Genomic DNA, 13625 nt, shown 5'->3' on the forward strand with positions numbered 1-13625 from the left:
TACCGGCCTGGCTCCACACCTACAATCACCACCGGCAACACACCGCCATCGGCAGGAAGGCCCCCATCAGCCGGTTGACCAACCTGCCTGGGCAGTACAACTAGGTCAGGACTGGAGATGCCTCGCAACAGACGTCCGCAGGATCGGGAAGAGAAGCATGCGGAGATCGTGGTGGCTGCCCGGCGGTTGTTCGTCGAGGAGGGATACGACGCGGCGTCGATGACGCGGATCGCCCGCGACGCCGGAGTGGTGTCGAACACGCTGTACTGGTACTTCCAGGACAAGGACGCAGTGTTGATCGCGGTCCTGGATGCGGTCCTGGCCGACTCGATGGCCTCCTACCGCGAAGTGCTGGGCTCGGGGTTGGCTGATCGGCTGTTGTGGCTGGTCGGGGAATTGGAGCAGCTGGGGCGATTGGTGAGCACGGTGCACACGCGCGCCGAGGAGTCTGCGTCCATTCAGGAATGGCATGAGCAGTTCCACGCACTGGCCGAGGGATTGTTCCGGGCAGAGCTGATCGAGCTCGGTGTGCCCGCTGATGAAGTCGATTCGCTGGTCACGATCGGCGTTTTCGTTGTCGAGGGCTTGCTGACGCATCCGAGGGATCAGGCTCAGCGGCGCGCGGTGATCGAGACGTTGCTGAACAGCGCTCGCAGTCTTGCCGCAGCCGCCGGCTGAGTGCCTGGTCTCCCGCACGGCCGAGCTCGGGGCGCCCTACTGCGTGGTGCGTGCGGTGTAGTCGAATTGTGTTGCCAGGAAGTAGAGTTGGTCACGCACGGCGCGTTCGAAGTGGTCGCCCACGTAGATGTCGAAGTGGTCGCACGGGTAGTTCTGGACGTGCACGTGTGCCAGGCCCTGCGCGTAACGCCTTGTGGTCTTCGCGGGCGCGGCCGCGTCGTTGTCGCAGACACACAGCAGCGTCGGAGTGCGCAAGCGAGCCAGCGCGCGACCGGGCCGATCGAGCGGAAGGCGCAGCACCAGCCGTGCGGCCAGCGCGTTGGCGGCATCGAATTCACCGTCCGGGCCGCGCAGTACACCCCATATGCTGTCGCGACCGGCACCGGTCATGGGTTCTTCCCCGCCGTCGGTCTCGGTCAGCTCGATGTTCTTCGACACCTGACCCCGCAGCGACGGCAGCCGTTCCAGCAACGCGCTGGTGCGCCGTGAGAGCCGGGTCCCCGCAGGCAGGAGTGCCGAAGCGCCGGCGAGGGCGTCGGGTGAGGCGACGAACGCGGGCATCCAGGACGTCCCCGCCATCGGTAACAGGATCGGCTTCGCGCCGAACCAGGAACCTACCGTGTCGAGGATGCCGGCCACTGTCAGCGCTACCGCGCTCAGCGGGCCGGTCCGTAGACGCGAGCGCAACGACGCCGGCCCGTCGGTGAAGGGACACTGGGCCACGACCGCCGCGATCCGGGTGTCTTCGGAGGCGACCTGAAGGACATGTCCGCCGCCGAACGAGCTCCCCCACAGAGCGATCCGGTCGTCATCGACCTCCGGAAGTGTGCGCACGAAGGCCAGGGCGGCATGCCAATCGGCGCGTTGGCGGCCGATATCGAGGAGCTGGCGCGGCGCTCCGCCGCTGGCCCCGAGGTGACGGTAGTCGAACACCAGCACCGACCACCCCGCATCGGCGAACCGTTGCGCGTAGGCATCCAGGCGCATCTCCCGCACCGCCCCGAGCCCGTGCCCCATGATCACCATCGGGCGCGGGCCGTTCAGCTCGGGTGCGGTGTACAACCATGCTGCGCACTCGTCCTGGCCAGAGCGAAACGAGACCTCACGCCGCCGCACCGCTACCGTCTCGCGTCGATCGGCAGGCCCACTGATTTCCATGACTCGCGTCCTCCCGCTTCACCACCGCTCTTCTTGGACGTCGTCCAAGAAGCAGGTCGCGGTTACGCTAAAGGCTTCTTGGACGCCAGTCAAGAAGGCGGCGGGGCCACGGGTCTGCGTTAGCGGTAATCCAAGTGACGCCAGCGGTGTCGATGATGCGGTGGCGGCTACCGAAGGGCAGCCCGGCCGGCGCGCCAAGGCCGGGGTGTCAGCGCCCTCGACACGGTTGACTCCACGCGTCCGACCACTGTTCATCAATTGATGCATTCTTGGACAGGTATGTCCACTTCATCGCTGGTCGGCGATGTTTGAGCTTGTCGCTGTGTTCAGCAACCGCCCTTTTGTGGACGTCCGACGTTCGGGGGCGCTATGTGCTCAGGCGGGTGGGGAGAGTTGGTCGCGGCGGTGAGCCGTGGTCTTGGCGGTGTGTTGGCCGCCGGGACGCTGGCGCCGATGTCGTTGGTAGGGTGCGATTTCAGTGGTGCCCGTCCGGTGAGGGGTGTTGTTGCGCGGGTGGGGGGTTCCACGTCGGGTTGTTGGGCCCGTAGAGGCGCAGCATGAGCCGGAAGTCATGCGGGGGGCACGGTAGCCAGTTGGCCTTCGGGTCGGTCGGGCGCCGATTTTGGAGCTGGATTATCAGGGAGCCGTCGCCTGCCAGGTGTAGCCCGGGGGTGCGATCGGTGATCGCGTATCGGTTGATCTCGTTGTCGTAGAGCAGGCCTCTGGCGTGGTAGACGGTCAGGGACCAGAAGTAGTCGGCCGGCGGGTGGTTCCCGGGTGCGAACCGGATGGTGTAGCGGTGGGTTCCGGTGAGCGGCCGGCCGTTGTGGTCGCGCTCGCATACCGGGTAGATCGCCTCTTCGGCGGGGTTGATGTAGATCTGGGAGTAGGCGACCGCGGCGCGCAGCAGGTGGTCGTCGCCGAAGTCGGTGCCGCGATCATTGATCGACCAACCGTTCACCGTGCGGCCGAGTTCGGCGACGTGTTGTTGGATTGCCCGGAGTCCTTCGGCAAGGCCCAGGTCGGTCGATCGTCGCAGTACCGGATCGTCGAGAGCGGTTTTGGTGTCGGCGAGTGCATCGGTGACCCATCGGGGTACCTCGGTCGTATCGGTGTCGGCGAGTACCGCACTCAGCGATTCCAGGAATGCGGCGGTGTCGTGGGTTTCGGCGTGCCGCTGGCGTTCCACGAGCAGACGTGGTGGGGCGGCCGGCGGTGTCCCGGGGCCCTCGAGTTCGATGCGGTCCTGCAGCTCATGGACTGTTCGGAGATCGTGGGCGCGGCTGGGGTCGACGAGTATTCGGATCGCCACCATGACGAATCGTGATCGGCACGCGATCGTCGTGGCGCTCTCCGCTGCGGTTACGGCGAGGTTCCTGTGGTGGATGATGATCTCCGGAGTTTGCGCACCGTGTGTGCGCTGCCCGAGAACCGCCGCGGTGGAGGAGTCGGCCTCGCCGATCTGGAGGCTGTAGTACCGGTCAGCGAAGTCGGGGAGGTGGAGCCGAAAGGTACTGCCGGCAAGGTCCAGAAAAGCCAGTGAGTAGAGGGTGTCCACATTGGGGGCGACTCCGCTTGTGAGGGTCGGGTCCGAGAGGCGCCGTTGATGACCGAGGCGGTTCAGTGCCGCGCCGGCCGAGGTTTCCGGCCGTGGGGCGTCCGGGGTCAGGGGCAGTGTGAAACGCCACCGCAAGCGCTGGGCGAAGACGTAGGGGAAACCCCAGATGTGCAGGTCCGCAGCTCGACGCGTGATGTCGTCGGGATCGAGGTGCTGTGTCCGGCCGGTCATATGCCACCCATCTCTAGTGAACTGACTTCAATTAAACTTCTTTCGATCCGCCGAGGGGGCAAGCCTTGGTGGAACCCGGTCGGCGAAAGGAGAGCGCCAGTGGTGGCCGATACGAAAGACAGGGCCCGGCGCCGATTTCCCATGCAGGTCTACGGGCGCGGCTGCGAGCCGGATGCCCGGTTCAGCCTGGCGAACGAGCGAACATATCTGGCGTGGATACGCACCTCGGTGGCGTTGATGGCTGCTGGGGTGGCCCTGCAGGTTTTCGGGATCGGAGACCATTCCACCCCCAGCGTGGTGGCTTCGACCCTGCTGATCGTGTGCTCGATCGTGCTGCCGGTTGCCGCATGGGTGAGCTGGGCCCGGGTGGAGCGGAGCTTGCGGGAGGACTCACCGTTGCCGGCACCGAGCTTGACCGGGCCGTTGGCGCTGGTTCTCGCTGTCGCCAGTGGCCTGGTGCTGGCCGCGGTGTTGCTGTGATGGGCGGTGGCCGTCCGTGCCGACCGCAGGCAGCGGTCGTGCTGGCCGACGGAGGGCTGCAGGTGGAACGCACCGCGCTGGCGTGGCGGCGCACCGGATGCTCGCTGATGATCTTCGAATTGGCGGCCGCCCGTGTGGTGGCCGAACTGGGCCAGGGGGTCGTCGCCGTCCTGTTCCTCGCTTCCACCGCGCCGACGTTGGTGATCATGTTGAGCGGTGTGCCGCGCTCTGCGGCTCTCGGCCGCTCGTTGGCCCAGGACGAGAACGGAGTCGTGTATTCGCCCTCGTCGACCGGTCGGCGTGGGCTCTTGCTGGCACTGCTGGTGGCACTGTTCGGAACCCTTTGCTTGCTGGTGGTATCGAGCGGCACGGTCGAGGGGCGGCTGGTCGGCGAGCCCAGGTGACCGTGGCCGGGTGGCCGACAGCCGCCTGGGCGCGGCGCGTCCGTCAGCCCTGGAACAGCTGCTGCCATTCGGTCGAGGATCGGTCCACGTATTCCGGGGTCAGCTTCGCGGGATCAGGTGTCCGCACGTCGTGTGCGTCGGCGGTGGCGCCGGAGATCCCGGGTAGTGCGGTGGCCACGCCGATCGCCTGCGCGGCTTGCCCTTCCGGGCCGACCATGAAGTCGGCGAGAACCTGGGCGGCGTTCGGATGAGGGGCGGTGGCGGTGACGTGGCCATAGAATGGCACGCCCCACGTGGGCCGGGGTAGTACCCAGTCCACCGGCGCGCCCTTGGCCTTCTCCTGGATCAACGGTTGCACTGTGGGTGATGCCACGACCTCCCCGGAGGTCAGCGCCTGTGCCACCCCCAAGGCGCTGGGATAGATCCGTGGGTGCAGTGCGGCGAGCCGGTCGGCGTAGTCGTCGCCGAAGTTCTCCCGGAAGTAGTCGTAGAGATCGACGAACGAGGCGATCCCGGCCGGGTTCACCACGCCGATCTTGCCGGTGTACTTCGGATCCAGCATGTCGCGGGGATCGTCGAACCCGCCGGGCACGGCTTGGGTGTTCCATCCCATGCTGAAGGTGGCGGCGACATTCAGGAAGAACCTGTCGTTCTTGATACTGCGATCGGGCTGATATTCCGGCCGTTCGCGGTTGGGTCCACGCAGCACCTGGGAGTAGCTGCCCGACTCGGCGGCGTTCGCGATCCACGAGGCGTCGGTCACGATGTGCACGTCCGCGGTGCCGCGCCCGGTCCGGTTCTCGGTCTCGATGCGCGGGTTCAGGTCGGCGTCGGTGCCACGGACGAATTCCAGCGTGATATCGGGGTATTTCTCATTCCACGCCTTCTTCAGGCTTTCCAGGATCGCCGGGTTCTGGCTCGAATACAGCAGTACCGATCCTTCCTCCCGCGCCGCGGCCACTACGTCGTCCCAGTTGCCCTGGACCGAGGAGGTAGTGCCGCCGCCACCGCATCCTGCTGCCACGAGCGCAGCACCGATCACCAGCGCCAGCCGCCGTCTGAATCTCGCCATCGACAATCCCACTTCCTGTACTCGAACTGACATCAGTTCAGCAGGTGTGGCAAAGTGGTGTCAATCACTTCCCTGAGCCAGGGTGGCGCGGGGCACAGTCGACGATCGACAGCGAGGAGCGCCGAGCCGATGCATACCGGTCGGGATCAAACACACCCATTGTCCGCCGCAACGGCCGCGCCGAGGACCTACGATCCCGATTCGGCGGATCAACTGACCGCGTCGTCCCGGCCCGATATCGCCCCTGCGGACCCCGGTGCCCGGGAGCCGCTGGCCCGGGCGCTGTCGCTGCAGGCGGTCATCTACGGGTTACCGAGCGCCTACCAGTACGCGAGCATGTGCGCCCAATGCGCGCCCACCGGTGACGACAACCTCTGGACGTTGAACGAGTTCCGCCACAGCCGACAACTCGCCGGACCGTCCTACCAGGCCTTCCGCGTACCCAACGTCGACACTCTGTACTCCAACGCCTGGCTCGACCTCACACAAGGGCCCGCGCTGCTCGACCTCCCCGACTTCGGCCCCCGCTACTACACCCTCAATTTTCTTGACGCCTACAGCAATGCGAGCAATATCAGCGCGCGCACCCACCCGGGCCGACACCGCTTCCTCATAGCCACCACCGACTGGACCGGACCGGTCCCACCCGGCCTCACCCTCTTCCGCGTGGCCACCCCGCTCATGTGGATCCTGATGCGGATCCAAGCTTTTGGCGCCGACGACCTGACGAATGTCCACAAGCTCCAGAACGCGGCCCGCATCCAGCACGACGGCGACCGCCACCGAACATGGCCCGTGTTGAGCCAAACCCACGTGGAGACCTCGCCGAAAGCCTTCCTCAGCGCTCTCGACACGTCACTGCGAATCAACGGCGTCCCCGCCCGCGATGCCGCACACGTCAGGCAATTCCGGTTCCTCGGCCTCTGCGCCGACGATCGAACCCCCGGGAACCTGGGCGGAACGAGCGATCACGGTGTGCGAGCGGGTTTCCACGACGCGATGCAGCTACTGGCGCAGTCGCGGCCGCTGCTCGGCGAACCGATCGGCACCGGCTGGACACAAGTCCTCGACAAAGGCGCTCACGGCGACAACTTCCTGGCCCGTGCCGTCATGAACTTCGTCGGGCTCGCAGCGAACGTCGTCGAGGAAAACTGCTCTTACAACACTTATGCCGACGCCAACGGGGACCCCCTCACCGGAGCCGGCGACCGCTCGTACCGCATCGACGTCACCGACCCGCCTCCCGCCGAGGCGTTCTGGAGCATCACCCTCTACGAGGCCGACACCGGCCGCCTCTACGACGCACCGAAAGCCCGATACTCGGTCGGGAGCGGAACCGGACCCGAACGCCCTACCCCGCCCGACGGCCCGGCAGCGATCACAATCAGCACCGAACCGCCTACCGACGCCGGCACCTGGCTGCCGTGCCCCCCACGCCCCTTCTTCCTGGTCCTGCGGATGTACCAGCCCACCGCAGCAGCCACAACCGGTGGATGGAGGCCACCACCGGTACTTCGAACCACCGCAGCAACGGCAGGCGATGAACACCGCTGAGGAACCCGACCGCTCAGCAACAGCCGCAGCTGCGCCGCGGCCGGCACCCGGCGTGGCACTCGATGCAACCCCCCAACCACTGTTCAAAAATCGATCTTGGGCTCAATCGGTCACTGCATCACCGCGTAGATGATCATGTCGGCGTGGAGGGTTCGGTGCGGGACTACGGGTTGTCGCCTGCTGGTCAGGACGAGTTGTGGAGACGGTGGCGGGCAGGTGAGTCGCTCAGTTCGATGTCGCGGTCACTCGGGATTCCGCTCCAGCATGTGCGCCGGTTCCTGGCCCAGACCGGAGGAGTCCGAAAGCGACCCCGCGCTCGGCAGAGCCGGCATCTGACACTCACCGAGCGTGAGGAGATCTCGCGGGGCCTGGCTATGGGCTGCTCAGCGCGAATGATCGCGGTGTCGCTGGGTCGCTCGCCGTCGACGATCTCGCGTGAGATCGCCCGCAACGGCGGCCAGAACACTTACCGGGCCGCGGCCGCTGACCAACTGGCCTGCCAGCGGGCGCGGCGTCCGAAACCGGCCAAGCTCGCGGCCTGCCCACCCTTGCGGGTGCTGGTGGAGGACAAGCTGAAATCTCTGTGGTCACCCGAGCAGATCGCCGGGTGGCTGCGGCGACACTTCCCTGACGACCCGGCGATGCGGATCTCGCACGAAGCGATCTACCTGGCACTGTTCGACCCGCGGCGTAAGGCAATCGACCGCACCCTGACGCAACGGTTGCGCACCGGGCGTCCGATGCGACACCCGAAACGGGCCCGCAAACCCGACGGACGAGGCGTGATCCGCGCACTCGTACCGATCAGTGAGCGTCCGGCCGAGGTCGAAACCCGGCAGGTCGCCGGTCACTGGGAAGGTGATCTGGTGATGGGCTCACGGCCGTCGGCGATCGCCACGCTGGTGGAGCGGACCAGCCGGTTCACTGCCTTGGTGGCCCTGCCCGACGGCATCAAAGCCGAGCAGGTCACACCACATTTGACACGCTTCCTGCTCGGACTGCCCGCACCGATGCGCCGGACCCTGACCTGGGACCGCGGCCGCGAGATCGCCGGCCACCGAGCGATCACTGCGGCGACGCAGACGCCGATCTATCTCTGCAAGCCTCGCAGTCCCTGGCAGCGCGGCACGAACGAGAACACCAACCGACTGCTGCGCCAATACCTACCAAAGAGCGCTGACCTGCGCCGATTCGACCAGGCCGACCTCGATGCCATCGCCTTCGAACTCAACCACCGGCCCCGCCGGATCCACGGATACCGCAGCCCGGCCGAGGTTTACGCTGAACACCTGAACAGCGGTGATGCACTGACCCTTTGAGATCGCCATAGTTTCTTGAACAGTTGGGCCGAAACGGGCTCCGGCACGGGAACGCCCAGGTCGATCAAAATCGGTGACTGTTCAATAAACGTGTCGTAAAGTCCGATCGTTCAACAATAGTCCAGCGCCCTTTTATGTACGATTTCGGGGTGACCGACACCGCTGCGCTCGAACCGCTTTCTCTCGATGGCGATGCCCTGGATCCGATCGGCGGGCCAGGTGCGCTGATCGGGTACGCCCGCGTCTCGACACGCGACCAGAACCTTGACCGCCAGACCCGCGCGCTGAAGGCTGCCGGGTGCAAAAAGGTGTTCTCCGATAAGAAGTCCGGGAAGGATGTTGAGCGCGAGCAGCTGGCGAGGTGCCTGGACTACATGCGCGCCGGCGACACCCTCGTGGTGGCCTCCCTGGATCGGCTCGGCCGCAGCCTGCAGGACCTGATCTCGATCGTGGCCGACCTGCGCCGCCGCGGTATCGGGTTCCGGTCACTGCACGAATCCCTCGACACCACCACCCCCGGCGGACGCCTGGTGTTCCATGTCTTCGCCGCGCTGGCCGAGTTTATCCGCGAGCTCATCGTCGAGGGCACCCACGAAGGCCTCGCCGCGGCCCGGGCCCGCGGGCAGCGCCTCGGCCGGCCACCGGCCATGAGCGAGGAGCAGATCCGCCAGGCCCGCGCGCTGCTCACCCGGCCGGATGAGTCGGTGTCTTCGATCGCGCGGCTGCTGGGGGTCTCGCGGACCACGCTGTACAAGTACCTGCCGGAACTCACCGCGAGGCCGTGAGCCGGGTCATCACGGGCGTTTGTCCTGGTCGAAGTCTTTATTTCGTGGTGCGGTCGCGATCACCACCCCAGTATTGCCACTGCCCAGAGCCGCCGATCGCGCGACCTGGGCAAAGCCGAACGAAGCAGAGGGACCGGCCGGTGGCTGGAGATACCGCCTGTTCAGGCCTGGAGCGCCTCCTCGACGCTGTGGTAGAGCGCAAGGAACTCCTCCAGCCCGGTGATCTCGAGCGGGCGAATCACGGGCCGGTTGTGGTCGACGGCGATGCGCAGCGGCTGCCGGCGGTTCTCAGCAGCCCTGGCGGCTTTGAGTAAGGCGCTCAGGCCGTGGCCGCCCAGGAATTGCACAGTGGTCAGGTCCAGGACGCAGAACCCGCCGCGGGTGTGGTCCACCCCCGTACGCACCGCCTGCACCAACTGGTGGGCGGTCGTGTGATCGACCTTCCCGCTCACCGCCACGACCGCGACCTCGCCGGCCATCCGATGCCCGATCTCCAGCCGGGAAACCGTCGACGCATCATCGCCTTCAGTCACCTGTCAAATCTTATCCCTCAGCGACCAGGCCGAACAGCCTCACCGCACGGGGTCAAAGCTCCCGCCGCAGACATAGCCGCCTTCACCGATTACGCCCCGAGCAGAGATCCACCGCGGACTCGCTGACCCGGTCGACCAAGGCCTCACTACCAACCCCATGATGGCCAAGACGTTCCCGGCGACGCCTGCGAAGAAAACAGCCATCAGCAGCAGATACAGCGACGCAAGCCCGCGCCGCGGCGCGGGCTTCTTGCTCTCCAGGGCACCGCCCGCGGCGGCGGCCACCGAGCGTTTATCCGATTCATCAACGGCTAGTTCGCGGGGACCGGAGGGGGTTAAGCAGTCAGCTCCCTCCGGCCTACCGTCGACCGGAAACAAACGACTGCCCCCGGCCTACAGCCCGGCCGTCACCCTCGATTCCATTCCATTCCCGGCTGCTATCCGGCCGGTTCTCGCGTTCCAGGGTCGCACGTCACGGTATGAGTACCGCTTGCCGCTACCGAGTTCTCGGCACAGACCGGGACCCTGGCGTCGCCGGGCCCTGCTCGGCGAGCGCGGCGCCGTAGACGCTGCCCGAGGTCTGCTCCTTGCACGAACCGATCGGATGCACGGTGATGACGACCGGGTAGGTCGAGGACGGGTCGAAGCCGTCGGGAAGGTGCAGATCTGCGGCGATGCCCCAGTTCAACGCCTTGATGCTGACGGGTTCGATCGTCTGCGCGGTGGCCATGTTCGCTCCGTTCCTGATCGTGGTGCGCGGGTATCTCCAGTTCCGAATCAACCCGCTGACGGCGCTGTCTGCCAGCACGCCACCGCACTACTCCGGAGCCGGTTCCGGCCGGGCGGGCCGGGGCTCCCATCAGCAGGTTCGGGCTGGTTCGAAAGGCCGGTTGGGTGCTATCGCGCCGGTGTTTCCCGACCTCGGAAATAGGTATATGCCGAGGGTGAACGACCGATGCGGGACCGGTACCTGCTCGACGAAGCTGGTTGCCGTGCAGTTAGCACACACCCCGGTGTCGCCACCATTGACCCCGAGGTCCGACCTACCGACCAGAAATACCATCGTCATGTCCATCAATCCGTTCAGCATGTTCGGCTTGGTCGCCGCATTCGATGCCCGCAACGTCCAAGCCCACCTCACCGGCGCCGTCGATGACTGCACGGTCTGCGCCACCGTGTCCGGCCCGAGCATCATCACCTGCCCGGCCGGCCGCGCCGCCGAGATCACTCGCACCGCGCAGCGTCGCTTGACAGCCACCGAGATCCTCGACCGCCTCAGCGTCGTCGGGCCTGTCAACGCCCGGTGAGGGTCAGGCTGCGGCACCACGACGGGTGGGGCCGGTGCTGGTAAGGGCGTGTAGGTGAGTGCCAACCGGCCACCGACATGGAGGGGGTACCGGGAGTTGAGGCTCATCCGGAAGGAAAGTCACGCTAAGCGGACGGGGTGAATCCTGGTTGTTGAGCTGGTGATTTCATGTCGGCGTGATTGATGCGGGTGTGCCCAGGTGGGGATGGTTTGGGCGACCGTCACCATGCATCATTCTTCCGGTCGAGCGCTCAGCCGCCCTCGCGTGGAAGTCGTTGGCGCAGAGTCGCCGCCCGGAGCGTGAGGTGATTGCGTTCAGCGAGGTTCTGTGCCTGCGCGGCGGCCTGCGCGTAGAGCTGTGCCGCCGTGGCGATATCGCCGGCCCGCTCGTGGAGGTAGGCGGCCGAAGCGGTGTACCGGGGAAGGGCCGGATCGAGTTCGATGAGCGCGGCGAGCCCCGCCTGGGGTCCGTCCGCCGCACCGACGGCGACGGCGCGGTTGAGCCGCACAACCGGACTATCGGTGAGACGGACGAGTTCGTCGTACCACTCGACGATCTGCACCCAATCGGTTTCGCCGGCTGTCTGCGCGTCGGCGTGCAAGGCCGCGATCGCGGCCTGTGCCTGGTATTCCCCCAGCCGGTCGCGGGCGAGCGCGGCCTGGAGTACCGCCACCCCCTCGGCGATCAGGTCGCGCTGCCATAGGTCGCGGTCCTGATCGGCGAGCGGTACGAGGCTGCCGTCGGCACGGGTGCGGGCCGGGCGTCTCGCGTGGTGGAGCAGGAACAGGGCGAGCAGTCCCGCGACCTCTGGGTCTCCGGTGGTGGCGGCCAGCTGCCGGGCCAGCCGGATCGCCTCCGCAGCGAGGTCGATATCGCCGCTGTAACCCTCGTTGAACACCAGATACAGCACTCGGAGCACGGTGCTCAGGTCTCCCGGACGATCCAGGCGGACCTCGCTCACGGTGCGTTTGGCCCGGCTTATCCGCTGCGCCATTGTCGCTTCGGGTACGAGATAGGCCTGCGCGATCTGACGGGTGGTGAGGCCGCCGACGGCCCGCAGCGTCAGGGCCACGGCCGATGCGGAGGTGAGACTCGGGTGCGCGCACAGAAAGTAGAGCTGCAGCGTTTCGTCCGTCCCGGCGACCGGCCCGGGTTCGGTGGTCGACTCGGTGACCCGGAGCTCGCGGCGGCGACGCGCGCTCTCGGACCGGGCGAGGTCGAGGAAGCAATGCCACGCGGTCGTGATCAGCCAGCCCTTGGAGTCCTCGGGACACTTCTCCGGCCACGTCTGCACAGCCCGGACCAGCGCTTCCTGGACGGCATCTTCGGCGGTCGCGAAGTCGGCCCCGCGGTGGACGAGGGCCGCCAGGACACCTGGGATCAGGTCCCGTAGTCGGCCCGCGTCCACCGCGTCGGCGGCCGTCATTCGGTGACGGTCGGCGGAGCGGTCAGGAAAGGCCGGACTTCGAGCCACTCATGGATCGGCTCACCACCCGCACCAGGCGCCGCCGACAGCTCGCCGGCCAGCTCGACGGCGCGCTCGTAGGAGTCGACGTCGATGATCATCCAACCCGCGATCAGGTCCTTGGTCTCCGCGAACGGGCCGCCGGTCACGGGCGGCTTGCCCTCGCCGTCGGAGCGGACCCAAGCGCCCTCCGGCGCCAGGGCCCGGCTGTCGACGAACTCGCCGCTGGCCTCCAGCCGGGCCGCGAAATCGCTCATGTACTGCATATGCGCCTCGATCTCGGCAGGTGTCCACCGGTCCATCGGCACATCGTTGACCGACGCTGGGGCACCTCGGTAATGCTTCAGAAACAGGTACTTGGCCATGACGTTCTCCCTTCAGAACTCTCCGACCCTGGTCGGTCGCTCACCCCTGGGACGGCGCCGTCACGACGTTCTCGACATTCGCCGTCGAACTTTTCCGGATTTTTCCTCCAGCCCCGGTCTGTCCTGGAGTTCAACGGTCACCGCGTGACTTTTCATCGAGCCGGGCCAGCAGCAGCGGCATGATCACCGTGAGCGCCTCTGGCGTGGTCATCTCGGCATGATTCACCGGAATTCGATGTTCGGCAACCACGCCGGTGACAAACGGCTGCCGGCCCTGGCGCCGTCCCCCGCAATCCGGGAGACAGCACGCCAGTACTGAAGTAGTCGTTGTATGCAGCGATTCCCAACACCGACCGACCTCATCGGCGGCCAAGCCAAGAACCAACTGGCCCCATCCGCAGTCTGAACCGCTACAAGACAAACCTCTGGTCAAGACATTGTCGTTGTCTTCCGCGCCACTACTACCCGAACCCCTAGTAACTGCTGAAAAGCCAAGATTGTGGTCGATTTCAGTGAAGGTCCGTGGGACCTCGGTCAGTCGATGCCTTCGACGATGCGGAAGTCGCGCTCGAAGCCGTCGGGGAGTTCGGCCAGCGCTTCCTGGTAGGCCGCGCTCGCGCGTGCGGCGACGGCCTGTTCGAAGCTGTCGAACTCGATCAGGACGACGCGCTCGGCGATTCCGGCTTCGTGTGCGTCGACCCGGCTGCCGACGCTGG

The 13625-nt window shown here is 66.5% G+C and carries 15 protein-coding genes and 1 pseudogene; 8 read left to right on the top strand and 8 right to left on the bottom strand.

Annotation, left to right across the window (positions count from 1 at the left end; all coding sequences use genetic code 11):
- Positions 1–104 (top strand): annotated as a pseudogene (locus tag IG75_RS39475) (IS481 family transposase); the annotation flags it as partial.
- A gap of 13 nt (positions 105–117) precedes the next feature.
- The gene (locus IG75_RS0135165; protein ID WP_030525697.1) at positions 118–678 is read left to right on the top strand and encodes a TetR/AcrR family transcriptional regulator; all 561 of its coding nucleotides are present in this window, start codon (positions 118–120) and stop codon (positions 676–678) included.
- Between the two features lie 36 nt (positions 679–714).
- Here the strand turns inward: IG75_RS0135165 and IG75_RS0135170 are convergent, their stop codons facing one another.
- Positions 715–1836, bottom strand: coding sequence for an alpha/beta hydrolase (locus IG75_RS0135170; protein WP_030525696.1), 1122 nt, complete (start codon positions 1834–1836; stop codon positions 715–717).
- Positions 1837–2311: 475 nt separating this feature from the next.
- Positions 2312–3625, bottom strand: coding sequence for a DUF1214 domain-containing protein (locus IG75_RS0135175; RefSeq protein WP_051715602.1), 1314 nt, complete (start codon positions 3623–3625; stop codon positions 2312–2314).
- A gap of 102 nt (positions 3626–3727) precedes the next feature.
- Between IG75_RS0135175 and IG75_RS0135180 the strand changes: the two genes are divergently transcribed.
- Together IG75_RS0135180 and IG75_RS0135185 are read left to right on the top strand one after the other, a co-directional pair.
- Complete coding sequence (locus IG75_RS0135180) at positions 3728–4105, top strand: YidH family protein (RefSeq protein WP_245713474.1); 378 nt, start codon at positions 3728–3730, stop codon at positions 4103–4105.
- Between the two features lie 38 nt (positions 4106–4143).
- Positions 4144–4509: a DUF202 domain-containing protein gene (locus IG75_RS0135185; protein ID WP_030525693.1), complete on the top strand. Its 366-nt coding sequence runs from the start codon at positions 4144–4146 to the stop codon at positions 4507–4509.
- Between the two features lie 43 nt (positions 4510–4552).
- Here IG75_RS0135185 and IG75_RS0135190 read toward each other — a convergent pair whose 3' ends face one another.
- Positions 4553–5581 (bottom strand): ABC transporter substrate-binding protein, encoded by a 1029-nt coding sequence (locus IG75_RS0135190; protein WP_030525692.1) that lies wholly within the window; start codon positions 5579–5581, stop codon positions 4553–4555.
- A 159-nt stretch (positions 5582–5740) separates the two neighbouring features.
- Between IG75_RS0135190 and IG75_RS0135195 the strand changes: the two genes are divergently transcribed.
- The 3 genes from IG75_RS0135195 to IG75_RS36875 all read left to right on the top strand — a co-directional run bounded on the left by IG75_RS0135195 (position 5741) and on the right by IG75_RS36875 (position 9239).
- Positions 5741–7135: a DUF1254 domain-containing protein gene (locus IG75_RS0135195; RefSeq protein ID WP_051715604.1), complete on the top strand. Its 1395-nt coding sequence runs from the start codon at positions 5741–5743 to the stop codon at positions 7133–7135.
- A gap of 155 nt (positions 7136–7290) precedes the next feature.
- Complete coding sequence (locus tag IG75_RS0135200) at positions 7291–8454, top strand: IS30 family transposase (protein WP_210436879.1); 1164 nt, start codon at positions 7291–7293, stop codon at positions 8452–8454.
- Positions 8455–8603: 149 nt separating this feature from the next.
- On the top strand, positions 8604–9239 hold the full coding sequence (locus IG75_RS36875; RefSeq protein WP_425594507.1) for a recombinase family protein: 636 nt from the start codon (positions 8604–8606) through the stop codon (positions 9237–9239).
- A gap of 161 nt (positions 9240–9400) precedes the next feature.
- Here the strand turns inward: IG75_RS36875 and IG75_RS0135210 are convergent, their stop codons facing one another.
- Complete coding sequence (locus IG75_RS0135210; protein WP_051715605.1) at positions 9401–9772, bottom strand: anti-sigma factor antagonist; 372 nt, start codon at positions 9770–9772, stop codon at positions 9401–9403.
- Positions 9773–10268: 496 nt separating this feature from the next.
- Entirely contained in the window at positions 10269–10502 is a 234-nt protein-coding gene (locus IG75_RS36880; RefSeq protein ID WP_036544256.1) for an alpha/beta hydrolase family protein, read from the bottom strand.
- Between the two features lie 337 nt (positions 10503–10839).
- Between IG75_RS36880 and IG75_RS39990 the strand changes: the two genes are divergently transcribed.
- A complete protein-coding gene (locus tag IG75_RS39990; RefSeq protein WP_030525686.1) occupies positions 10840–11079 on the top strand; it encodes a hypothetical protein in 240 nt (79 codons plus the stop codon).
- 250 nt (positions 11080–11329) lie between these two features.
- Here IG75_RS39990 and IG75_RS0135230 read toward each other — a convergent pair whose 3' ends face one another.
- The 3 genes from IG75_RS0135230 to IG75_RS0135245 all read right to left on the bottom strand — a co-directional run.
- Positions 11330–12505 (bottom strand): RNA polymerase sigma factor, encoded by a 1176-nt coding sequence (locus IG75_RS0135230; protein WP_030525685.1) that lies wholly within the window; start codon positions 12503–12505, stop codon positions 11330–11332.
- Complete coding sequence (locus IG75_RS0135235; protein ID WP_030525684.1) at positions 12502–12909, bottom strand: YciI family protein; 408 nt, start codon at positions 12907–12909, stop codon at positions 12502–12504. Before IG75_RS0135235 ends, IG75_RS0135230 begins: the two co-directional genes overlap by 4 nt.
- Before the next feature lie 534 nt (positions 12910–13443).
- On the bottom strand, positions 13444–13625 hold a 182-nt coding region (locus IG75_RS0135245; RefSeq protein WP_030525683.1), incomplete at its 5' end, for a DUF1330 domain-containing protein.

This window comes from Nocardia rhamnosiphila NBRC 108938, assembly GCF_000720425.1.
In the GTDB taxonomy this organism is placed as follows: Bacteria; Actinomycetota; Actinomycetes; order Mycobacteriales; family Mycobacteriaceae; genus Nocardia; species Nocardia rhamnosiphila.